Annotated in this window: 20 protein-coding genes; 15 read left to right on the top strand and 5 right to left on the bottom strand. The window is 74.2% G+C overall.

Translation table 11 applies throughout. From position 1 onward, the window contains the following. Together IEY75_RS19740 and IEY75_RS19735 are read left to right on the top strand one after the other, a co-directional pair. Positions 1-809: collagen-like domain-containing protein (locus tag IEY75_RS19740; RefSeq protein ID WP_189115884.1), on the top strand; the 809-nt coding region annotated here is incomplete at its 5' end. 171 nt (positions 810-980) lie between these two features. Then, complete coding sequence (locus tag IEY75_RS19735; protein ID WP_189115883.1) at positions 981-1,508, top strand: hypothetical protein; 528 nt, start codon at positions 981-983, stop codon at positions 1,506-1,508. A 1-nt stretch (position 1,509) separates the two neighbouring features. Here the strand turns inward: IEY75_RS19735 and IEY75_RS19730 are convergent, their stop codons facing one another. Both IEY75_RS19730 and IEY75_RS19725 read right to left on the bottom strand, forming a co-directional pair. Then, positions 1,510-2,370, bottom strand: coding sequence for an aldo/keto reductase (locus IEY75_RS19730; protein WP_189115882.1), 861 nt, complete (start codon positions 2,368-2,370; stop codon positions 1,510-1,512). 71 nt (positions 2,371-2,441) lie between these two features. After that, positions 2,442-2,714 carry a hypothetical protein gene (locus IEY75_RS19725; RefSeq protein ID WP_189115881.1) on the bottom strand — a complete coding sequence of 91 codons (273 nt, stop codon included), beginning with the start codon at positions 2,712-2,714 and terminating at the stop codon, positions 2,442-2,444. Between the two features lie 673 nt (positions 2,715-3,387). Between IEY75_RS19725 and IEY75_RS19720 the strand changes: the two genes are divergently transcribed. Together IEY75_RS19720 and IEY75_RS19715 are read left to right on the top strand one after the other, a co-directional pair. Then, positions 3,388-4,455 (top strand): ferredoxin reductase domain-containing protein, encoded by a 1,068-nt coding sequence (locus IEY75_RS19720; RefSeq protein WP_189115880.1) that lies wholly within the window; start codon positions 3,388-3,390, stop codon positions 4,453-4,455. Positions 4,456-4,938: 483 nt separating this feature from the next. Next, positions 4,939-5,784: a S1 family serine peptidase gene (locus IEY75_RS19715; protein ID WP_189115879.1), complete on the top strand. Its 846-nt coding sequence runs from the start codon at positions 4,939-4,941 to the stop codon at positions 5,782-5,784. A gap of 726 nt (positions 5,785-6,510) precedes the next feature. Here IEY75_RS19715 and IEY75_RS19710 read toward each other — a convergent pair. Together IEY75_RS19710 and IEY75_RS19705 are read right to left on the bottom strand one after the other, a co-directional pair. Then, a complete protein-coding gene (locus IEY75_RS19710) occupies positions 6,511-7,194 on the bottom strand; it encodes a hypothetical protein (RefSeq protein WP_189115878.1) in 684 nt (227 codons plus the stop codon). 1,380 nt (positions 7,195-8,574) lie between these two features. Next, on the bottom strand, positions 8,575-9,597 hold the full coding sequence (locus IEY75_RS19705) for an enoyl-CoA hydratase/isomerase family protein (RefSeq protein ID WP_189115877.1): 1,023 nt from the start codon (positions 9,595-9,597) through the stop codon (positions 8,575-8,577). Between the two features lie 103 nt (positions 9,598-9,700). Here IEY75_RS19705 and cobF point away from each other — a divergent pair, with 103 nt between their 5' ends. Next, on the top strand, positions 9,701-10,480 hold the full coding sequence (cobF, locus tag IEY75_RS19700) for a precorrin-6A synthase (deacetylating) (RefSeq protein ID WP_189115876.1): 780 nt from the start codon (positions 9,701-9,703) through the stop codon (positions 10,478-10,480). Here cobF and IEY75_RS19695 read toward each other — a convergent pair. After that, positions 10,438-11,286: an alpha/beta hydrolase family protein gene (locus IEY75_RS19695; RefSeq protein WP_189115875.1), complete on the bottom strand. Its 849-nt coding sequence runs from the start codon at positions 11,284-11,286 to the stop codon at positions 10,438-10,440. The two genes, cobF and IEY75_RS19695, sit on opposite strands and share 43 nt — an antisense overlap. Before the next feature lie 291 nt (positions 11,287-11,577). Here IEY75_RS19695 and kynU point away from each other — a divergent pair, with 291 nt between their 5' ends. The 10 genes from kynU (at position 11,578) to IEY75_RS19645 (ending at position 21,383) form a co-directional block, all read left to right on the top strand. Continuing rightward, on the top strand, positions 11,578-12,849 hold the full coding sequence (gene kynU / locus IEY75_RS19690; RefSeq protein WP_189115891.1) for a kynureninase: 1,272 nt from the start codon (positions 11,578-11,580) through the stop codon (positions 12,847-12,849). Then, positions 12,846-14,174, top strand: a complete 1,329-nt coding sequence (locus IEY75_RS19685; RefSeq protein WP_189115874.1) for an FAD-dependent oxidoreductase — start codon at positions 12,846-12,848, stop codon at positions 14,172-14,174. Before kynU ends, IEY75_RS19685 begins: the two co-directional genes overlap by 4 nt. 26 nt (positions 14,175-14,200) lie before the next feature. Beyond that, a complete protein-coding gene (locus IEY75_RS19680) occupies positions 14,201-15,700 on the top strand; it encodes a 2-hydroxymuconic semialdehyde dehydrogenase (protein ID WP_189115890.1) in 1,500 nt (499 codons plus the stop codon). Positions 15,701-15,866: 166 nt separating this feature from the next. Beyond that, a complete protein-coding gene (locus IEY75_RS19675) occupies positions 15,867-16,661 on the top strand; it encodes a 2-keto-4-pentenoate hydratase (protein WP_189115873.1) in 795 nt (264 codons plus the stop codon). After that, positions 16,658-17,575 (top strand): acetaldehyde dehydrogenase (acetylating), encoded by a 918-nt coding sequence (locus tag IEY75_RS19670; protein WP_189115872.1) that lies wholly within the window; start codon positions 16,658-16,660, stop codon positions 17,573-17,575. The genes IEY75_RS19675 and IEY75_RS19670 overlap by 4 nt, the downstream gene beginning before the upstream one ends. Further along, the gene (gene dmpG / locus IEY75_RS19665; protein ID WP_268244369.1) at positions 17,572-18,612 is read left to right on the top strand and encodes a 4-hydroxy-2-oxovalerate aldolase; all 1,041 of its coding nucleotides are present in this window, start codon (positions 17,572-17,574) and stop codon (positions 18,610-18,612) included. The genes IEY75_RS19670 and dmpG overlap by 4 nt, the downstream gene beginning before the upstream one ends. Then, positions 18,609-19,376, top strand: a complete 768-nt coding sequence (locus IEY75_RS19660; protein WP_189115871.1) for a 2-keto-4-pentenoate hydratase — start codon at positions 18,609-18,611, stop codon at positions 19,374-19,376. Before dmpG ends, IEY75_RS19660 begins: the two co-directional genes overlap by 4 nt. Then, positions 19,373-19,795, top strand: coding sequence for a RidA family protein (locus IEY75_RS19655; protein ID WP_189115870.1), 423 nt, complete (start codon positions 19,373-19,375; stop codon positions 19,793-19,795). The genes IEY75_RS19660 and IEY75_RS19655 overlap by 4 nt, the downstream gene beginning before the upstream one ends. Continuing rightward, on the top strand, positions 19,792-20,331 hold the full coding sequence (locus IEY75_RS19650) for a 3-hydroxyanthranilate 3,4-dioxygenase (protein ID WP_189115869.1): 540 nt from the start codon (positions 19,792-19,794) through the stop codon (positions 20,329-20,331). Before IEY75_RS19655 ends, IEY75_RS19650 begins: the two co-directional genes overlap by 4 nt. Continuing rightward, positions 20,331-21,383: an amidohydrolase family protein gene (locus tag IEY75_RS19645; RefSeq protein WP_189115868.1), complete on the top strand. Its 1,053-nt coding sequence runs from the start codon at positions 20,331-20,333 to the stop codon at positions 21,381-21,383. The genes IEY75_RS19650 and IEY75_RS19645 overlap by 1 nt, the downstream gene beginning before the upstream one ends. Positions 21,384-21,402 lie beyond the last annotated feature (19 nt).

Raw genomic sequence — 21,402 nt, 5'->3', positions numbered from 1 at the left:
GCGACAAGGGCGACACCGGCGCAGACGGAGCCAAGGGCGACAAGGGCGACACCGGCGCAGACGGAGCCAAGGGCGACAAGGGCGACACCGGCGCAGACGGAGCCAAGGGCGACAAGGGCGACACCGGGGCGAGCGCGTACGACCTGGCCGTGGAGCTCGGGTTCGCCGGTACCCCGGGCGAGTGGATCGCCTCCCTCAAGGGCGCCAAGGGTGACACCGGCGCGGCCGGCCAGGACGGCGCGGCGGGCGCCCAGGGCCAGAGCGGCGCCGCGGGCGCCGACGGGCAGAACGGCGCCGCGGGCGCCGAGGGGCAGAGCGCCTACGCTCTCGCCGTCGAGCTGGGCTTCGTCGGTGACCAGGCCGCGTGGCTGGACTCCCTCAAGGGCGCCAAGGGCGACACCGGGGCCAAGGGCGACACCGGAGCGGCCGGCGCCGCCGGTGCTGCCGGGGCCACCGGAGCCAAGGGCGACAAGGGCGACCCGGGCGCCGCCGGCGCGAAGGGCGACACCGGAGCGAAGGGCGACACCGGGGCGGCGGGCGCCAGCGGCGTCAGCGGGTACGTCCGGGTCGACGCCGCTTCGGCCAGCAACAGCACCAGCCCGAAGCACATTCTGGCGACCTGCCCGACCGGCAAGGTGGTCGTGGGCGGCGGCTACACGGTCGCCGGTGCCGACGCGCAGCGCCAGGTCGTGTACGCCAACGGCCCGGTCACCAACAACGGCGCCTGGGCGGTGTCGGCGATGGAGCACGAGAACAACAACGCGAGCTGGTCGCTCGAAGCTTACGCACTGTGCGCGACGAGTAACTGATCGGTCGGTAAGGAATCGCGGCCCCCGGAGCACGGTAGCGCGCTCCGGGGGCCGCGATTCGCGTACCCGCCAGGCGTCCACCCCAAGGTCGGCCGGTGGGCCGACAGACCGAGGTCGGGTCGCCGACTACGCTCAGTAATACCCCTTTTGTTCAGGTATCGGAGGCAACCTGTGACGACGGCCATCGAGGCACCCGACACCAGCACCGCCCCGGACTCCCCCGCGACAAGCCCCGCCGGGCGCCCGCGCGGCCGCCGGGCGGCCGCCTACGTCGGGGGCGCCGTCGCCGCCGGGGCCGTCGGCGCGCTGCTCGGCTGGCAGGGCCCGGCCCTGCTGGACGGGTTCGGCGCCGGGTACGTCGGGCAGCCCGCCGCCGCGCTGGCCGAGGACCTGCGCTGCACGGGGTACCAGCCGCTGCGCGCGGACTCCGGGACCTACCCGCACCACGAGCGCGGCACGTGCGCCCTCGACGGCACCCGGGTCACCGTGGTCACGTTCGACCGGGCCTCGGACGTCACGGCCTTCACCACGCTGATGAACGGCGTCGTGCCGCTCATGCACCCCACCTGGCGCCAGGCGACGATCGCCACCGGCGAGGGCTGGGCGGCGTTCGACACCGCGAGCATGACGCAGGGCGTGGCGGAGACGGCCGTCCTGCGGGTCGGTGCCGGCGCCACCCACGTCGTACCGTCCCGCTGAGTCAGCGCGCCGCGGCGGCGCTGAGGGCCGCGAACACCTCGTCGTCGAGGTCGATGGACGCCGCGGCGACGTTCTCTGCCAGGTGCGCCAGGGAGCTGGTGCCCGGGATCGGGGCGATCACCGGCGAGCGCCGCAGCAGCCAGGCGAGCGCGAGCTGCGCGGCCGTGTGACCGGTCTCCTTGACCAGGACGTCCAGCACGCCGCCGGGCCGGGCGAGGTCACCGGCGGCGACGGGGTACCACGGGATAAAGGCGATACCCTCGCGGGTGCAGTGGTCGACGACGTCCTCGCTGCGCCGGTCGCCGAGGTTGTACAGGTTCTGCACGCTCACGATGTCGACGACCCGCCGGGCCCGGGTCAGCTCGGCGACGGTCACCTGCGACAGTCCGACGTGGCGGATCTTCCCCTCGTCCTGCATCTCCCGGACGACCCCGAGGCTCTCCTCGACCGGCACCTGCGGGTCGATCCGGTGCAGCTGCCACAGGTCGATCCGGTCGACGCCCAGCCGGCGCAGGCTCATCTCCACGCACTGCCGCAGGTACTCGGGGCGCCCGACCGGGTGCCACTGGTCGGGGCCGGTCCGCACGAGCCCGCCCTTGGTGGCCACGAGCAGCCCCTCGTACGGGTGCAGGGCCTCGCGGATCTGCCGCTCGCTGACGTCGGGGCCGTAGCTGTCCGCGGTGTCGACGAACGTGACGCCGTGCGCCACCGCGGCGCGCAGGACCGCCAGCGCCGCGTCCGGGTCGGCGGGCGCGTCCCAGATGCCCGCGCCGCACAGCCGCATCGCGCCGTAGCCGAGGCGGCCGACCTCGATGTCGCCGATGGTGACGGATCCGCCCAGAGGTGCCCGCGTCGATGTCATGGGGCCACCGTATCCGCACCCGCGCCGCACTGGCCGGGTGGCCGGACACCAGTCCCGTGACCTGCGCATACTCAGAGGGTGACGAGCATCGGACCGGACGGGCCCGCCCCTGACCTCGCCGGGTTGATCCGCACGCTGCGGCAGGCGGTGACGCAGGGGCCGCCCGGCACCTCGGCCGCCGCCTCGGCGGCCGCCGTCGCGCGGGCGCAGGGCGGCCGGTTGAGCGCGCTGCTGGCCGACGGCCCCGCCCCGGGTACCCGGTCGCCGCTGAGTGAGCTGGCCCAGGTGCTGCGCGCGTCCCTGGCCGGCGGCGGTGGGCCGGCGGCGGTGGCGCGGCTCCTCACCGCCGCTCTCGACGGTCCCGCTCCGGTCGCGCCGCGCGGTACGGCGGGTTCCGGGGGCGCCGGGCCGGCGGCGGGAGGGACCCAGGCCGGCGCGGGTTCGGGCGGTCCGGCCGGTTCGGCAGGGGCGGGGCCGGGAGGGGCGGGGCCGGGCGCGGCCGGCCCGGCGCCGGCGGGTCCGGGAGCGGCCGGTCCGGGAACGGCCGGCGGCGGACCCGGAACGGCCGGCGGCGGACCAGGCGGAGCGGGTCCCGGGCCGGGGAGCGCGGGCGGCGGCGCGGCGGGCGCGGAGCCGGCGGATCCGGGAGCGGTACGGGCGAACGGGAGGCAGCCGGGTGCGGACGGCGCGGGAGCGGCCCGGTCGACCCGCGGGTCGCCGTCGGGCCGGAGCCCGGTCGCCGGGGAAGGCGGCCCGGTCGCGGGACCGCGACCGGCGGGTCCCGGGACCGTCGTCGGGGGCGCGCCGGTCGTGCCGGGTACCGGGGGGCCGGCGGGCGGTCCGGGGGGAGCCGGCGGCGCCACCGGGCTGCCGCCGGGCGGACAGGGCGCGGGAGCCGGGCCGGCCGGCGGCGCTGCCGGGGGCGGACCCGGGGCAGTCGGCGGCCCGCCGGGCGGCGCCGGGCGGCCCGAGGGCGGCACCGCGCCGCCCGGGGGCGCCGCGCGACCCCCGGGGTACGTGGCGCCCGGTACGCCCGCACCGGCCGCGCCCGCGGCGCCGGCCGACGCCCGTGCGGTGCCCGGCCCGCTGCCGGCCCCCGGCGACGCCGACGGCGGGCCGCAGCAGGCGGTGCAGTCGCTCCTGCCCGCCGCGCCCGAGGCCCGCACCGCGCAGCTCGGCCGGGCGATCGGCTGGCTGGCGGAGAACCTCGACCGGCCGCAGCTCGTCGCCACCGGTGCGGCGCAGCTCGGCCCGGCGGCGGCGGCGCTGGGCGTCCGTCCGGAGCAGACGGCGGCGCTGGCGGCGCTGCTCGCCGACGCGGTCCGCGGCCACGAAGGGTGGGGGCCCCGGGAACAGGCGGCCTGGCAGGCCACGGCGGACCTGGTCGCGCGCTGGGTCGGCGAGGGCGCGGCGGCGGCCGCGTACGCGCCGGCCTTCTGGACCGGCACGGTGGTCGCGCGCGAGCTGCGCCGCCCCGACCTGGCGGTCCTGCTGGTGCGCACCTTCCTGCCCTACCCCTACGTCGGCGGCCAGCACGCGGTCGTGGAGACCGCGCACCACCGCGACGTCTGGGCGCCGTGCTGGATCGCGGGCGCGCCGCGGCTGGACAACACCGTGGAGCTGCACGTGCGGGCGGAGTCGGTCGACGACGTGGCCGCGGCGCTCGCCGGCCGGGTCGCCCCCGGCGACCAGGTGCGACTGCGCCCGCCGGAGGGCGGGCTCGCCGCCGACCCGGCGGCCGCGGGCCTGCTGGTGGTGGGCGAGGGCACCGGTGCGGCCGCGGTGCGCGGCCTGCTGGAGGAGCTGCGGTTGCAGGGGGACACCCGGCCCGCCGCCGTCGTCCACTGGGTGGACCCCGGGCAGGACTCGTACGACCGCGCGGCGCTCGCCGCCCTGGGCGACCTGACCGTCGTGGACAGTGCCGTGGCCCTGGCCGAGCTGGTGGCCGGACTGCCGGCGCCGGAGGACCTGACAGCGGCGGTAGCGGGGTCGCCGACCGGGGTCGCCGCGGCCCTGACCGCACTCGCCTTCGCCGGAGTACCGGGCGGGCGGGTCTGCGCGACGCAGATCGGCCGCGACGACTGAGAGCCGCTACCGCGCAACTGTCAAAAATTGAACGACGACCCCGGTCACCTCGCCGCCATTCCTTAAGAGAACGCAAAGGGAACGCACAACGAGTCCCGGATTCCCGGCGCGCAATGCCCGGTTATCCCCGGACTTTCCGCCGCTCCTGTGTGAAACCTTAGCGCTTTCAATACTTTGCGTAGCGACACGGACACAGGAAATCCTTCTGGATCGGCCGCGTTCAGGCGAGAGTTTCGGCTCTGTCAACGCTGACCCACACAAATTTCTCGCGTCAACTCCTCGAAACAGCACCTGCACTCTGGCCAGGCATTTGATTTCCCCGCCCGGACCCGCCTACCGTGCAGCCACTGCCGGACAGCCATCACAGTCAATAGTTGCCGGCATCACCGATATCACGCACGAATGGTCGGCACCGGTCGGCGGCGCCACTCCCGGGGCACCCGATCCGGTCACCCGCCAAGACGTGCAGAGGGGAAATACAGAATGAGGAACCGTCCCGCCATCATCGCCGTCGCCGTCGCCGCCGCTGTGGCGACCCCCGTCGTCGCCCACGCCGGTACGGACGCCCCGGCGCCCGCACCGGCAGCCGCCACCACCGGGGACCCGCAGGGGATCGTCGGGGGCGAGGACGCCGCCGAGGGCGCCTACCCGTGGATGGCGCACCTGACGGTCGCGTTCAAGAGCGGCAGCAAGGGCTGCGGCGCGACGCTGCTGTCCAAGGACATCGTGCTGACCGCACAGCAGTGTCTCGCCGAGGACAAGGAGCGCGGCAAGCCCACCGGCGTCACCGCCGACATCGGCCAGCTCGACCACACCGAGGCCGAGGAGGCGGGCACCCGCCGCGTCGGCGCCAGGTACCTGCTCGGCGGCGGTGTCGGCGCCGGCGACTGGGCCGTCGTCAAGCTCACCAAGAGCATCAAGGCCAAGAGCTTCCCCGTCCTGCCCGCCGACGAGGCGTTCGACGCGAAGAAGACCATGCGCGCGCTCGGCTGGGGCAGCACCAAGGAGGGCGGCAAGCCCGTCCGGAACCTCCAGGAGGTCGACCTGCCCGTCGTCTCCGCCAAGGTCTGCGGCAAGAACGCCGACAACGAGATCTGCGCGGGCGACCTGGCCGAGGGCGGCGTCGACACCTGCACCGGTGACGGCGGCGGCCCGCTGCTGGCCTCCGGCGCGGGCAAGACCTGGGTACAGGTCGGGATCACCAGCCACGGCGTCGGCTGCGGCCGTAAGGACAAGCCGGGTCACTACACCAAGGTGAGCGCCTTCACCGCCAAGATCCAGGCTGCGATCACCCTGCTGGAGGGCGAGGCCGCCAAGACCACCGCCTGATTCACCCGACGGCGCCGCTCACCTGCGGCCGCCGCCAGATCCCCCCGACCGGGTGCGGAGCCGCGGTTGCGCCGGCTCCGCACCCGGTCGGGGGTGTCCGGGTTTCCGGGCTGCCCAGGTCAGGCAACCGCGCGTGACCTGGCAGACCTGGTGGTAGTACACCCGGCCGCGCCCCCAACCCTGCTGTGACACTCGTGTAACACCCACAGGTATGCATCGAGCAAGTTGAAACCTCTCCCCTGCCCCTCGCGCGGGACAGAGACCTTAATGCCCCTCTTCACGGCCAACGCATGTCCGCCACGTAAGAAGTCCCCGCCGTACCATCCATAAAGATTTGGACCTTGGTGCCGGTTTTGATTGTACCGAGATCCGATTTGAACATGCCGTCCGCACACGAGTGTTGGAAAAACCGAGGCTGCCCATTGAAGTTGAGCCTCGTGTTGAGTTGGCCCCGATCACATTCCAAACGGAACGTCATGGGCGCTGTGCGCTCAGACTTCGTCTCGGCGTAGCTGTTTGTGGGCAGTCCCCCGATAGACATCCAGAACGTTTTGTCATCCTGCTTGATTGACGACTTGAACGACGCCGATGGCGCCGGGAGCGTCTGCGTGGGTGCCACGTCCGTGGGTGCCGCTGTGGGGATAGGCGCAGGCCGGGGTGCCGGGTCACTCCCACATGCTGTGAGCAGGACCAACCCAGCTACCACGACGACGCATCGAGACTTTGTCACGCCTTCAAGTATGGGCGACCATCGTTGCACTGCGTCGGGCGGGACCCCAGCGACTTCTTGGAAGCCCACGTGCACCACCCGATGGACTTGCTACGGGCAGACACGTAGGTGGTGAACAACTTGCGGTTGGTCTTCTTACAGGTTCGGTGCGCGATCTGGTACTTCTCGCCCGTTACGACGTGGCGATTACGGCCCCAGTAGGCATTACCCCAACGCTTCGCAGGCACATCCACCGACACCTCCATCGAGGAAGATACCCCGATTTTGGCCTGGATTGAGGCATCGACTTGGGTGGTTAAGGTAGCGATGACAACAGTTGCTTCTCCGGCAACGGACGCGCTATACGTGGCACTGATCTCGCCGTTGATTCCCGCGGTAAGCTTGTGTGAACCCTTACTGTCGAAAAAGTGAGAAATGCTCGGACCGACGCGACCCATCCGGTCACTGAACTTCTTCTTACGGTTGTAGACCCACTGACCTCGACAGTCAGGGTCCCCTGGGGCGAACTCTGACGACGGTTCGTCAGGGAGGTCCTCACCCTCGGGACCCACCGCGTCCGGGTCCTCCCAGTCCGCCGGGATGCCTGACTCTGGCTCGTTTCCAGCCTCGATGACCACGAACGCCGGGTTCTCAGCGACCACGGCTGCCGACGCGGCGTTCGGCGGAACGATCATCGCCATGGCCGTTACCAGGGCAACCACCCCTACAGGACGCTTGGTGTATCTACGCACGAGCTAGGCCCGTCCCTCCATTGGGTGGCATACCGCTGAGGGACCCTAGCCGTCGTCCGCCAGGCTTCAACCAAAGTGTCATGAAGCCGACAGCGCGGGCTGCAAGTGACCCAGACGGCACTCACGATCATCGTAGTGTCCTGACCTGAGCCAGCGACCGTGGCGAGGTTGCCGCCAGAATTTTGGTAGACCTGCATCTCGACCGCCTCGCCCGCCACCAGGTAGACGGACGTTGGTGGGGCGACCACCGACAGCGTTCCACCAGCGCCGGACGGTAGACGTACGTCACTACCCGGGATGTACGTGCCTGCGCTCTTGTTCCACCGGATGCCGCGCATGTTTGTTGCGTTGGTGGCGAACGTGGCCTTGCCCTCCAACTTGTAGCGGCCCGTGCCCGAGGCGACGAACGTGGTAGAGCTGAGTGTCGAGGCGCTCCATTTCGATAGAATGCGTTAGCGATTCGCGCATTCTTCGCAGACCGAGGCATGACTTTCAGGTGTGATTGACACCAATCTGCGAGTATCGTTTGAGTCGTCATGCGTTCAATTCTCCGCAACAACGAATCGCCCCGCATGAAGATGGGCTTGACCTAGCACCGGCGACCATATGTGAAACAAGCGTCCCTAAAGTTGTCAGCCAACGTCGCCCGACGAGCGTCGTACACGTACGCGCTGCCCGTCGCAGCTTCGACCACCGCCTGACGTTCCTTGAGGATGTTGACCACGACATCGGGCAACGGGACAGGCTTACGCTTCGACTTGGGCGAGTGTTCAATGTAGCCGCTCGGGCGAACCATGACGCGGTTGTTCTCGACCCTGAGCGTCTTCTTATCGTGGTATTCGGCAGCGATGGTGCCGTGGGCACTCAGGGCACGAGCCGCCTCTTCGGCATCCTCGGCCGCCCGTCTGATCTTCTCGGTACCGCTACGCCAGACCCAGGACCCATCGGCGTCTTTGCCGACATGTAAACGCCAGCGCCACGTGCCAGAGGAAGTTTGTTTGACGGGTATGTGTCACACACCTGGCTCAGCTCGACCCCGTATGTCACTTCCTGTGACACACCAAGATCCGAGGTAGCAACGAAATCAGAGTTTGGGCAGGTCAGAGCGCGTTTCCTCTGACCTGCCCAAACTCGGAGGCGCCTACCGCCAGGAGGCGCCGGTGGGGTGTCGGGTGGGGTCCGTCGGGACCGTCCGCGGTCGCATCGCCACGTGATACCGCGCTGCGCCCCGGCCGTACGGGACGCGGGTGACGAACTCCCACCCGACGGCATTAGTTTAGGCAAGGCTTACCTAATTGCAAGCGCCCACTTCCGTGACGCACGCCACCGTCACTCCCGGGGGCGGGCGTGCCGCGCGCCGGCCAGCGCCGCGCGCAGCGCCGCCAGGTCGACCTCCGCGAGCGTGGCCGGCCGCCAGCGCGGGCTGCGGTCCTTGTCGACGAGCTGGGCCCGGACGCCCTCGACGAAGTCGTGGCCGCGTGCCAGTACCGTCGCCGCGGCGAACTCCCGGTCCAGTGCCTCGGCCAGGTCGCCGCCCGCCGCGCCGCGCAGCAGCTCCAGCGTCAGGCACAGCGACGTGGGCGACCTGGTGTCGATCTCGGCCGCGGCGGCCGCTGCGGCTCCGCCGTGGCCGCGCAGCCGGTCGAGGATCTCGGGCACCGTCGGCGCCGCGTAGCACGCGGCGATCCAGTCCGCCTGCGCCTGGAGGGGGGCCGGCGGCGGGGGGACGGCGAACTCGGCGACGGCGTCGGCCGGGTCGGTCCCCGTCAGCGCGGCGCGCAGTGCGGGCAGGCTCGCGCTGGGCACGAAGTGGTCGGCCAGTCCGCAGGCGATCGCGTCGGCGCCCGTGACGGTCGAGCCCGTGAGGGCCAGGTGCGTGCCGAGCTGGCCCGGCGCCCGCGCCAGCAGGTGGGTGACACCGACGTCGGGGACGAAGCCGATCCGCACCTCGGGCATCGCCAACTGGGTGCGCTCGGTCACCACGCGGACACCGCCGTGCGCCGAGACGCCGACCCCGCCGCCCATGACCAGGCCGTCCATGAACGCCACGTACGGCTTGGGGTAGCCGGCGATCCGCGCGTTGAGTCGGTACTCGTGCGCCCAGAAGTCCCACGCGCCCGTGCCGCCGGCCCGGATGTCGTGGTACAGCGCCCGGACGTCGCCGCCCGCACACAGCCCGCGCTCCCCCGCGCCCTCGATGAGGACGGCGCGGACCCGGTCGTCGGCGGCCCAGGCGTGCAGCGCGGCGTCCAGGGCGCGGACCATCGCCTCGTCCAGGGCGTTGAGGGCGGCGGGGCGGTTCAGCGTCAGGTGGCCCAGGCGGCCGGTGGTCTCGGCGATGACAGGGGACATGACGGGCATCCTGCCCGATGCCCGGCGGGCGGGCGCCGGTGGGCCGGACCCGGCTGGGAGACTGGCGCCGCCGACGCGTGCGCCGTCGGCCGGGGAGAGGGCGATGCGGACGGTACGGGTGATCGGCGTCGGTGCCGGCGACCCCGGGTACGTGACCGGGCAGGCCGTGGAGGCGATGCGGACGGTCGACGTGTTCTTCGTACTCGACAAGGGGCCGGCCAGCGCCGACCTGACGGAGGCGCGGCGGCGGCTGTGCGCGCGGTTCCTCAGCGACCGCCCGCACCGGATCGTCACGGTGGCGGACCCGCCGCGGGACCGCGCCGCGCCCGACTACCCCGACGCGGTGGACCGGTGGCGCCGGGCGCGGGCCGGCGCGCTGGCCGCGGCGTTCGCGGCGGAGCTGGCCGACGGCCAGGTGGGCGGCATCCTCGTGTGGGGCGACCCGGCGCTGTACGACCCGACGGTCCGGATCATGGAGTCCGTGGCCGCCGGCGGGGACCTGGCGTGGGACGTGGTCCCCGGGATCAGCAGCGTGCAGGCGCTGGCCGCGCGGCACCGCGTCGCGCTGCACGAGGTGGCCGCGCCGGTGCACATCACGCCGGCCCGGCGCCTGGCCGCGGCCGGCTGGCCCGCGGGCGCCCGGGACGTGGTGGTCATGCTCGACGCCGACCCGGCCGCGACCTGCGCCGGGCTGCCGCAGGCCGAGCTGTCCATCTACTGGGGGGCCTACCTCGGCACGCCGGACGAGCTGCTCGCCGCCGGCCCGCTGCCGGCGACGCTGCCCCGGATCGCGCACCTGCGCCGGGAGGCCAGGGAACACCACGGCTGGATCATGGACACCTACCTGCTGCGCCGGAGCGACGCGGGGTCGACCGGCGCCTGAGCCGCGCCCGGCCCCGCGGGGGCGGCGCCGGGCGGCCGGTCCGGTGCGTCGGCCAGCGCCGCCAGCGCCGCGCAGACGGCCGGCCAGGCGGCCGCGCGCGGATCGATGAGGTCGAAGTGCGCCACGCCCGCCAGCTCCACCAGGGGTACCCCGTGGGCGGCGGCGTAGCGGCGGCTCTGGGCGACGGGGACCTGGCGGTCCGCCGCCCCGTGCACGAGCGTCACCCGGTGCGGCCGCGGCCGCCGCAGCGGGTCGGCGGCCGCGTAGCGGTCCGGGACCTCGGCGGGGCCGCCGCCGAGGAGGTCGGCCACGGCGCCGCCGTCGAGGTCGAGCCGGTGGGCCTCGGCCAGGTCCGCGACCGGTGCGAGGGCGAGGGCGCCGCGGACGGCCGCCGGATGCTCCACGGCCGCCCACAGGGCCAGGTGGCCGCCCGCGGAGTGGCCGAGCAGGAGCACGCCCTCCGGCGCCGGCACCCCGGCCCGGACCAGCGGCGGGCCGGCCAGCGACGGCAGGGCCGCGAGCCCCGCCGCCACGTCCGCCGCGGTGTCCGCCCAGCCGGTGCGGCGGTACTCCAGCACGGCGACCGGCCAGCCGCGCCCGGCCAGGTCGTGGGCCAGCGGGCCGACGTGGGCGCGGTCGTACTGGGGTCGCCAGAAGCCGCCGTGCAGCACGGCCACCACGGGCGCGCCCCGCCCGTCGCGCGGCATCCGCAGGTCGAGCACCTGGTCCGCGTGCGGCCCGTACGCCAGGGTCAGGTCGGCAGCGGGCGCAGCGCGGGTCAGGACGCTCCGGGAATCCTCCGCCACGCCGCGACCCTACGCGCCCCCCGCACCGGCAGGGCGGCCCGCGACCGACGATCACGGCGTTTCCGACAAACATTGCCACCGGGCCGGGCGGTGCCGGCGGGCGGTCCGGTGCAGGTCAGGCCCCTTCCGGCGGACACCGGGAAGCGGCCGGGGGCGCGGAACGGCAGATGCGCGGCCGGCCGCCGATGAGATACAAACTCACGGGACGGCCGGTCTGTCGGTTTGTCACCACCCGGTTCCTGCGCGCCCCGTACCGTCGAGGTGAGCGCAGAGGAGGGAGTCGAGGATCGGATGAACGCAGCCGAGGAGGTCGCCCGGCGACGGGACGGCGACGATCCCGGACACCGGGACCTGTTCCACATCCCGCCCGCGACCGGCGGCGACCACCCCGAGGTCGCCTACTTCGCCGGCAACTCCCTGGGGCTGCCGCCCAGGGCCGCCGCCGCCGAGCTGGCCGCCGACCTGGCCGACTGGGCGCGGCTGGGCGTCGAGGGCCACCTGGAGGCCGGGCGCGCCTGGCTGCCGTACCACGAACTGCTCACCGGCCCCGTCTCCCGGCTCGTCGGCGCCCGGCCCAGCGAGGCCGTGGTGATGAACTCGCTGACGGTCAACCTGCACCTGCTGATGGCCTCGTTCTACCGGCCGGCCGGCGCCCGCACCCGGATCCTCATCGAGGACGCGGCCTTCCCCTCCGACAGCTACGCCGTGCGCAGCCAGGCCCGCTGGCACGGCCTGGACCCGGACGCCGCCGTGCTGCGGCTGCGGCCCCGCCCGGGCGAGGACGTGCTGCGGACCGCCGACGTCTGCGCCGTCCTGGCCGCCGAGGGCCCCACCGTCGCGCTGGTCCTGCTCGGCGGCGTGAACTACCTGACCGGCGAGCTGATGGACATCCCGGCGATCACCGCCGCCGGGCAGGCGGCCGGCGCCGTCGTCGGCTGGGACCTCGCGCACGCCGCCGGCAACGTGCCGCTGGCCCTGCACGACTGGAACGTCGACTTCGCCGCCTGGTGCTCGTACAAGTACCTGAACTCGGGCCCCGGCGGACTGGCCGGCGCCTTCGTCCACGAGCGGCACCTGGGCGACCCGGCGCTGCCCCGGCTGGAGGGGTGGTGGAGCACCGCGGCGGCCACCCGGTTCGAGATGGCGCCGGTCTCCCGCCCGCCCGCGACCGTCGAGGCGTGGCAGGTGTCCAACCCGCCGATCTTCGCGATGGGGCCGGTCCGCACGAGCCTGGAGCTGTTCGACAAGGTGGGCATGACGGCCCTGCGCGCCCGCAGCGAGCGGCTCACCGGCTACCTGGCGGAGCTGCTCGACGAGGTGGTCGCCGCGCGGCCGCTGCACGTGATCACGCCGCGCGACCCCGCGCGGCGCGGCTGCCAACTGTCGGTGCGGGTGTCCGGCGGGTCGGCCGGCGCGCTGACCCGCCGACTGCGAGAGGAGTACGGGGTGATCGCGGACGCGAGGGAGCCCGACGTCGTCAGGTTGGCGCCGGTGCCGCTCTACTCGACCTACCACGACTGCTGGCGCGCCGCCGACGCCCTGGCCCGGGCGGTGGCCCCGTGAGCCGGCCGCGGGTGGCGATCGTCGGGGCGGGCCTCGCCGGGTCGCTGCTGGCCGGGTACCTGGCCCGCCGCGGCTACCCGGTGACGCTGTACGAGCGGCGGCCGGACCCGCGCGGCGGCCAGTCCGAGCGCGGCCGGTCGATCAACCTGGCGCTCTCCGAGCGGGGCCTGGACGCGCTGCGCCGGGTGGGGCTGGACGGCAGCGTGCTGGCCGCGGCGCTGCCCATGCGCGGCCGGATGGTCCACGCCGTCGCGGGCGAGCCGGACTTCCAGCCGTACAGCCTCGACGGCGAACGGGCGATCAACTCGATCAGCCGGGGCGCGCTCAACAACGCGCTGCTGGACGCCGCGACGGCGCTGCCCGGGGTCAGCGCGGTGTTCGGTCACCAGCTCGTGGGCCTGGACCCGAAGACGGCGGTGATGACCTTCGCCACCGCGGGCGGCCAGGTCGAGATCGAGGCCGACGTCGTGCTGGGCGCCGACGGCGCCGGGTCGGCGGTCCGCGGCCAGCTCCGCGCGCACGGCCTGACGGGCGAGGACATCGAGTTCCTCGACTACGGCTACAAGGAGCTGACGATCCCGGCGCGGCCCGACGGCGGGTTCGCGCTGGACCCGCACGCCCTGCACATCTGGCCCCGCGGGTCGTCGATGATGATCGCGCTGCCGAACCCGGACCACTCGTTCACCTGCACGCTGTTCTGGCCGCTGACCGGGCCGGGCAGCTTCGAGTCGCTGGCCACCGACGCCGAGATCCGGGGGCACTTCGCCGTCCACTACCCGGACGTGCCGGACCTGGCCCCGGACCTGCTCGCGGACTACCGGGCCAATCCGGTCGGCAAGCTGGGCACGGTGCGCACGGCGCCGTGGCAGGCGTACGGGCGGGTCGGGCTGATCGGCGACGCCGCCCACGCGATCGTGCCCTTCTACGGCCAGGGCGCGAACTGCGCGTTCGAGGACGTCGTCGAGCTGGACCGCTGCCTGCGCGAGTGCGGCGACGAGTGGCCGGCGGCGCTGGCGCGGTACGAGTCGCGGCGGTCCGAGAACGCCGACGCCATCGCCGAGATGGCGCTGGACAACTTCGTCGAGATGCGGGACCGGGTCGCCTCGCCGGTGTACCTCGCCGGGCGCCGGGCGGAGCAGTTCCTGCAGCGGCTGCTCCCGCAGGTGTACCAGTCGCGGTACGAGCTGGTGTCGTTCTCCACCACGCCGTACGCGCAGGTGCAGCGGCAGGTCCGCCGGCAGCACCAGGTCCTCGCCGGGGTCGCCGCGGCCGTCGGGGCGGCGGTGCTGGTCGGGGTGTCGGGCGCGCTGCGGCGGCGTCGGTGACGGCGGTGGGCTGGCCGACCGGGCTGATGGCGGGGCGGCCCGCGGGCGGGCCGACCCGGCTGCGCCACTTCATCGACGGGGCGTACGTCGGGGGCGAGGGCGGGGCGACGTTCCCCAAGCACAGCCCCGTCACCGGCGAGGCGCTGTTCGAGGTGCCCGAGGCCGACGCCGCCACCGTCGACGCCGCGGTCGGGGCCGCGCGGCGGGCGCTACGCGGGCCGTGGGGGCGGCTGGGCGACGCGCAGCGCGCGGCCCTGCTGCGCCGGGTGGCCGAGGAGATCGAGCGCCGGTTCGAGGACCTGGTGACCGCGGAGGTCGCCGACACCGGCAAGTCCGTCGCCCAGGCGCGCACGCTGGACGTCGCCCGGGCGGCGGCCAACTTCCGGGCCTTCGCCGACATCGCCGCCGGCACCGCCACCGAGTCGTTCACGACCGTGACGGCCGGGGGCGACCGGGCGTTGAACTACGCCGTCCGCAAGCCGGTCGGCGTGGTCGCCGTGATCGTGCCGTGGAACCTGCCGCTGCTGCTGCTGACGTGGAAGGTCGCGCCCGCGCTGGCGTGCGGCAACGCCGTGGTGGTCAAGCCCAGCGAGGAGACGCCCTCGTCGGCCACCCTGCTCGCCGAGGTCCTGCGGGACGCGGGCGTGCCCGACGGGGTCTTCAACGTCGTGCACGGGTTCGGCCCCGGCTCGGCCGGGGAGTTCCTGACCACGCACCCGGGGGTGGACGCGATCACCTTCACCGGCGAGTCGGCCACCGGCGCGGCGATCATGCGGGCCGCCGCCGACGGCGTCAAGGCCGTCTCGTTCGAGCTGGGCGGCAAGAACGCCGGCCTGGTGTTCGCCGACGCCGACCTCGACGCCGCGGTGGCGGGGTCGGTGCGTTCGGCGTTCACCAACGGCGGCCAGGTGTGCCTGTGCACCGAGCGGCTGTACGTGCAGCGGCCGGTGTTCGACGCGTTCGCCGCGCGGCTTGCGGAGGCGGCCGGGGCGCTGCCGTGGGGCTGGCCCTCGGACGAGGCGACGGCCACCATGCCGCTGATCTCGCGCGGCCACCGGGAGAAGGTCGCCGGCTACTACGACCTGGCCCGCGTCGAGGGGGCGACCGTGCTGGCCGGCGGCGGGGTACCCGCCTTCGGCGACGCCCGCGACGGCGGCGCCTACATCCAGCCCACGGTCCTGACCGGACTGGGCGCCCACGCGCGCACCAACCGGGAGGAGATCTTCGGGCCGGTGGTCCACGTGGCGCCGTTCGACACCGAGGAGGAGGCGTTCGCGCTGGCCAACGACAGCCCGTACGGGCTGGCCGCGGCGGTGTGGACCGGCGACGTGGGGCGCGCCCACCGCGCCGGGGCGGCGCTGGACGCCGGGATCGTGTGGGTCAACACGTGGTTCCTGCGCGACCTGCGCACGCCGTTCGGCGGCGTCAAGGCCTCGGGCGTCGGCCGGGAGGGCGGCGTCCACTCGCTGGAGTTCTACAGCGAGCTGACCAACGTCTGCGTCGCCGTGCCGCCCGCCCGGGACTGACCGTGCCGACCCGCCGCCCCGCGCCCGCGACCCGGCCGCCCCGCCCGGGGACCGGCCTGGCGTGCCCGGCGGCCCGGCGCCGCCCACCCGCGGCCCGCCGACGGGAGGCGTCGGCTAGGGTCCGGCCGGGCGGTGCGCCCGTCCACCACGTCCACCGGGAGCTGACATGACGTTCGACGCCGCGGGCGCCGCCGCCGCGCTGACCGAGGCTTACCACACCGGCAAGCCGGTCCCCCCGCTGCGCGACCGGATGATCGCCACCGGCGACGTCGCCGCGGCGTACGCGGTGCAGCGGGCACAGGTCGAGGACTGGCTGGCCGCCGGGCGGCGGCCCGTCGGCGCGAAGGTCGGCCTGACCGCACCGGCGGTACAGCGGGCGCTGGGCATCGACGAACCGGACTTCGGGGTGCTGTTCGCCGACATGGCCGGCGACGACGACGCCGTCCTGGACATCGCCCCGCTGCTCCAGCCGCGGGTGGAGGCCGAGGTCGCCTTCGTCCTGGGCGCCGACCTGCCGTACGAGCAGGTCACGACCGCCGACGTCGTGCGGGCCACCGACTTCCTGCTCCCGGCGATCGAGGTCGTCGACTGCCGGGTCGCCGACTGGGACATCTCCATCGTGGACACCGTCGCCGACAACGCGGCGGCCGCCCGCTACGTCCTGGGTACCGCGCCGCGCCGGCTGGCCGACGTCGACCTGCGGCACTGCGGCATGGTCCTGACCGACCGCGGCGAGCCGGTCTCGGTCGGGGCCGGGGCGGCCTGCCTGGGCAACCCCGTCCACGCCGTGGCGTGGCTGGCGGGCACCCTGGCCCGGCTCGGCCGCCCGCTGGCGGCGGGGGACCTGGTCCTGTCCGGCGCGCTGGGCCCCATGGTCCCGGTGCGGCCCGGCGCGGCCTATGAGGCGCGGATCTCGGGGCTGGGCACGGTCCGCACCCGGTTCAGTGGGGAGCGCGCGTGAGCGTCGGGGTGGCGGTGATCGGTTCCGGGAACATCGGCACCGATCTCATGATCAAGGTGCTGCGGCTGTCGGAGACGCTGCGGATGGCGGCGCTGGTCGGCATCGACGAGCAGTCCGACGGGCTGGCCCGGGCCCGCCGGCTCGGCGTGGCCACCACGGCCAAGGGCGTCGAGGGGCTCGTGGCGATGCCCGAGTTCGCCGACGTCCGGGTGGTGTTCGACGCCACCTCCGCGGCGGCGCACCGGCACCACGCCGCGGTGCTGGCCGCGCTCGGCCGCACGGTCGTCGACCTCACCCCGGCCGCGGTGGGGCCCTACGTCGTGCCGACCGTCAACCTCGACGCCCACCTCGGCGAGCCCAACGTCAACATGGTCACCTGCGGGGGCCAGGCGACCGTCCCGGTCGTCGCCGCGGTCGCCGCGGTCACCCCCGTGGCGTACGGGGAGATCGTCGCCTCGATCGCGTCCCGCTCGGCCGGGCCGGGGACCCGGGCCAACATCGACGAGTTCACCGACACGACCGCCCGCGCGGTCGAGGTGGTGGGCGGCGCCGAGCGGGGCAAGGCGATCATCGTTCTCAACCCCGCCGAACCGCCGCTGCTCATGCGGGACACGGTGTACTGCCTCTGCCCCGACCCCGACCTGGACCGGGCGGCCGTCGCCGCGTCCGTGGTGGACATGGTGGGGCGGGTGCAGCGGTACGTGCCCGGGTACCGGCTCAAGCAGGACGTGCAGTTCGACCCGGTCGACACCTACGTGCCGCAGCTCGGGCGGCGGGTGCGCGGCTGGCAGGTGTCGGTCTTCCTGGAGGTCTCCGGCGCCGGGCACTACCTGCCGGCGTACGCCGGCAACCTGGACATCATGACCTCGGCGGCGCTGCGCACCGCCGAACGCCTGGTGGAGGTGCGCCCGTGACCGGCCGGCCCGCCGCGGACCCGCCGCGGCTGTACGTCCAGGACGTGACGCTGCGCGACGGGATGCACGCGATCGGCCACCGGTACGGCGTGGCCGACGTGCGCCGCATCGCCGCCGCCCTCGACGCCGCGGGCGTCGACGCCGTCGAGGTGGCCCACGGCGACGGCCTGGCCGGGTCCAGCGTCAACTACGGGCACGGCGCCGCCTCCGACGCCGACTGGATCGCCGCCGCCGCGGACGTGCTCACCCGGGCGCGGCTGACCACCCTCCTGCTGCCCGGGATCGGCACGATCGCCGACCTGCGGGCCGCGCGCGACCTCGGCGTGCGCAGCGTGCGGGTGGCGACGCACTGCACCGAGGCCGACATCTCCGCCCAGCACATCGCCTGGGCCCGGGAGAACGGCATGGACGTCGCCGGCTTCCTGATGATGTCGCACATGGCGGAGCCCGCCGAGCTGGCCCGCCAGGCCGCGCTGATGGAGTCCTACGGCGCGCACTGCGTGTACGTCACCGACTCCGGCGGCCGGCTGCTGATGGGCGACGTGGCCGCCCGCGTCGACGCCTACCGCCAGGTGCTGGACCCGGCCACCGAGATCGGCATCCACGCCCACCACAACCTGTCCCTGGGGGTGGCGAACTCGATCGTCGCCGTCGAGCACGGGACGACCCGGGTGGACGCCTCGCTGGCGGGCATGGGCGCGGGCGCCGGCAACGCGCCGCTGGAGGTGTTCGTCGCCAACGCCGAGCTGCTGGGCTGGCCGCACGGCTGCGACGTGTTCGCGCTGATGGACGCCGCCGAGGACATCGTGCGGCCGATGCAGGACCGGCCCGTGCGGGTCGACCGCGAGACCCTGTCGCTGGGCTACGCCGGGGTCTACTCCAGCTTCCTGCGGCACGCCGAGCGGGCCGGCGCCCGGTACGGCGTGGACGTGCGCGCGATCCTGATGGAGCTGGGTCGCCGCCGGATGGTCGGCGGCCAGGAGGACATGATCGTCGACGTGGCGCTGGACCTCGCCGGCGCCAAGGAGGACCAGTGACCGACACCGCCGCACTCGCCGCCCGGCTGGACACCGCCGCGCGCGAGGCCGCCGCCACGACCCAGCTCACCGCGGACGTCGCGCTGGCGGCGCCCGGCGCCTACGCCGTCCAACGCGCGCTGGTGGCACGGCGGCTGGCCCGCGGCGAGCGGATGGTCGGCGTGAAGATGGGCCTGACCAGCCGCGCCAAGATGGCCCAGATGGGCGTCGACGAGGTCATCTGGGGCCGGCTCACCGACGCGATGTGGATCCCCGACGGCGGCGCCGTGGACACCGCCGCGCACATCCACCCGCGGGTCGAGCCGGAGGTCGCGTTCCTGCTCGACCGCACGCCCGTCGTCGGCGACGACTTCGCCGCCTGCGTCCGCGCGGTGGCGCCGGCCCTCGAACTGATCGACTCGCGGTACGCCGACTTCCGGTTCACGCTCGCCGACGTCATCGCCGACAACACCTCGGCGGCCGGTTTCGTCGTGGGGCCGTGGCGGCCGGTGCCCGACGGGCTGGACAACCTCGGCGTCCTGCTGGAGGTCGACGGCGAGGTGGTCCAGACCGGCTCGACGGCGGCGATCCTCGGCGACCCCCGGCGCGCCTTCGACGCCGCCGTCCGGCTCGCGGGCGCCGACGGCATCACCCTCGCCCCCGGCTGGGTCGTCCTGGCCGGGGCGGCCACCGCCGCCGTGCCGCTGGCGCCGGGCTCGCACGTGCGGGCCGTCGTGGAGGGCCTGGGCACGGCGTCGCTCACGGCGCGCGGGGCGCGGCCGTGAGCGGGGCCCGCGTCGTCGCCGGCAAGGCCACCCCGCGCGGGGCCTTTCCGCACGTCAAGGTGGCCGGCGGGCTGATCTTCGTCTCCGGTACCTCCAGCCGCCGCCCCGACAACACGATCGTCGGCGCGGCCGCCGACGCGCTGGGGACGACGGCGCTGGACATCCGCGCCCAGACCCGGGCGGTGATCGAGAACATCCGCGACCTGCTGCGCGCGGCCGGCGCCGACCTGGCCGACCTGGCACAGGTCACCACGTACCTGGTCAACATGAACGACTTCGGCGGGTACAACGAGGTCTACGCCGAGTACTTCGACGCGACCGGTCCCGCCCGCACCACGGTGGCGGTGCACCAGCTTCCGCACCCCCACCTGCTGATCGAGATCCAGGCCGTGGCCGTACGACCCCAGGAGGCGTCATGACGGAGACCGGACAGCCGCACGAGGCGAGCCGGGTGGACTTCGCGAGCTGGCTCGGCGCGAACCAGCACCTGCTCAAGCCGCCGGTCGGCAACCGGCAGCTCTTCACCTCCAGCGAGGACTTCGTGGTGATGGTCGTCGGCGGCCCCAACCAGCGGACCGACTTCCACGTCGACCCGTACGAGGAGTGGTTCTACCAGATCAAGGGCACGATGCACGTCGACCTGATGACGCCGGACGGGCCGGAACGGGTCACGGTGGGCGAGGGCCAGATGTGGATGCTGCCCCGCTCCGTCCCCCACTCCCCGCAGCGGCCCGAGGCCGGCTCGGTGGGGCTGGTGATCGAGCGGCCCCGCCCCGAGGGCACGCAGGAGCGGTTCCAGTGGTACTGCCCCTGGTGCCAGGCCCTGGTGCACGAGGTGGAGCTCCAGGTGCGCGACATCGTCGCCGACCTCCCGCCGATCTTCCAGGCGTTCTACGACAGCGCCGAGGCGCGCACGTGCGGGGCGTGCGGGGCGCTGCACCCCGGCAAGGGCTGATGGCCCGTCCCCCGGTCGTCGACATCCACACGCACCTGGTCCCGCGGGGGTGGCCCGATCTGGCCGCCGCCTGCGGCGGGACCGGCTGGCCGTCGCTGCGGATCGACTCCGAGCGCGAGGCGATGCTGATGGTCGGCGGCCAGCCGTGGCGGCCGGTCCGGTCGCCGGCCTGGGACCCGGCGGCCCGGCTCGCCGACATGGCCGCCGACGGCGTGGACGTCCAGGTCGTGTCCCCGACGCCGCTGTTCTTCTCCTACGACCGTCCGGGCCCGCAGGCGGCGAAGGTGGCCCGGATCTTCAACGACCTGACCCTGGAGGTGACGCAGCGGGCGCCGGGGCGGCTGGTGCCGTTCTGCCAGGTGCCGCTCCAGGACGCCGAGGCCGCCTGCGCCGAACTCGACCGCTGCCTGGCCGCCGGCCACGCCGGGGTGGAGATCGGCAACCACGTCGGCGACCGGGACCTGGACGACCCGGGCGTGGTGACCTTCCTCCAGCACTGCGCCGCCGTGGGCGCGCCGGTCTTCGTGCACCCGTGGGACATGCCGACCGGGCCGCGGCTGGAGCGCTGGATGGCCCGCTGGCTGACCGGGATGCCCGCCGAGACCCACCTGTCGATCATGGCGATGATCCTCGGCGGCGTCTTCGACCGGGTGCCGGAGTCGCTGCGGATCTGCTTCGCCCACGGCGGGGGGAGCTTCGCGTTCTGGGCGGGGCGGGCCGACAACGCGTGGCACCGCCGCGGCGACCTCGTCCGCGGACAGTCGCAGCGCCCGCCCAGCGCCTACGTCGACCGCTTCCTGGTCGACTCGGTGGTGTTCAGCCCGCCCGCGCTGCGCCTGCTCGTCGACACGATGGGCGCGGACCGGGTGCTGGTGGGCAGCGACTACCCGTACCCGCTGGGCGAACGCCCGGTCGGCGCGGTCGTCCGCCGGGCGGACTTCCTCGACGACGGCCAGCGGGCGGCGCTGCTCGGCGGCAACGCCCTGCGCTTCCTCGACGGCCCGGCGGCCCCCGCGTGGGGACCCGGGTGGCGGGGCATCGATACGGTGTAGATCAGCGACGGTCGCCGTC

It is taken from the genome of Pilimelia terevasa, assembly GCF_014647915.1.
GTDB lineage: Bacteria > Actinomycetota > Actinomycetes > Mycobacteriales > Micromonosporaceae > Pilimelia > Pilimelia terevasa.
Note: the sequence above shows the minus strand (reverse complement) of the source record. Positions and strands in the feature narration are given on the sequence as shown.

Bases quoted from the DNA above. Each gene is read 5' to 3' on its own strand.
- IEY75_RS19645 (WP_189115868.1), top strand. From the start codon at position 20,331: ATGGCCCGTCCCCCGGTCGTCGACATCCACACGCACCTGGTCCCGCGG.
- IEY75_RS19705 (WP_189115877.1), bottom strand. From the start codon at position 9,597: ATGTCCCCTGTCATCGCCGAGACCACCGGCCGCCTGGGCCACCTGACG.
- IEY75_RS19710 (WP_189115878.1), bottom strand. From the start codon at position 7,194: ATGGCGATGATCGTTCCGCCGAACGCCGCGTCGGCAGCCGTGGTCGCT.
- IEY75_RS19675 (WP_189115873.1), top strand. From the start codon at position 15,867: ATGACGTTCGACGCCGCGGGCGCCGCCGCCGCGCTGACCGAGGCTTAC.
- IEY75_RS19680 (WP_189115890.1), top strand. From the start codon at position 14,201: ATGGCGGGGCGGCCCGCGGGCGGGCCGACCCGGCTGCGCCACTTCATC.
- IEY75_RS19650 (WP_189115869.1), top strand. From the start codon at position 19,792: ATGACGGAGACCGGACAGCCGCACGAGGCGAGCCGGGTGGACTTCGCG.
- cobF (WP_189115876.1), top strand. From the start codon at position 9,701: ATGCGGACGGTACGGGTGATCGGCGTCGGTGCCGGCGACCCCGGGTAC.
- IEY75_RS19730 (WP_189115882.1), bottom strand. From the start codon at position 2,370: ATGACATCGACGCGGGCACCTCTGGGCGGATCCGTCACCATCGGCGAC.
- kynU (WP_189115891.1), top strand. From the start codon at position 11,578: ATGAACGCAGCCGAGGAGGTCGCCCGGCGACGGGACGGCGACGATCCC.
- IEY75_RS19715 (WP_189115879.1), top strand. From the start codon at position 4,939: ATGAGGAACCGTCCCGCCATCATCGCCGTCGCCGTCGCCGCCGCTGTG.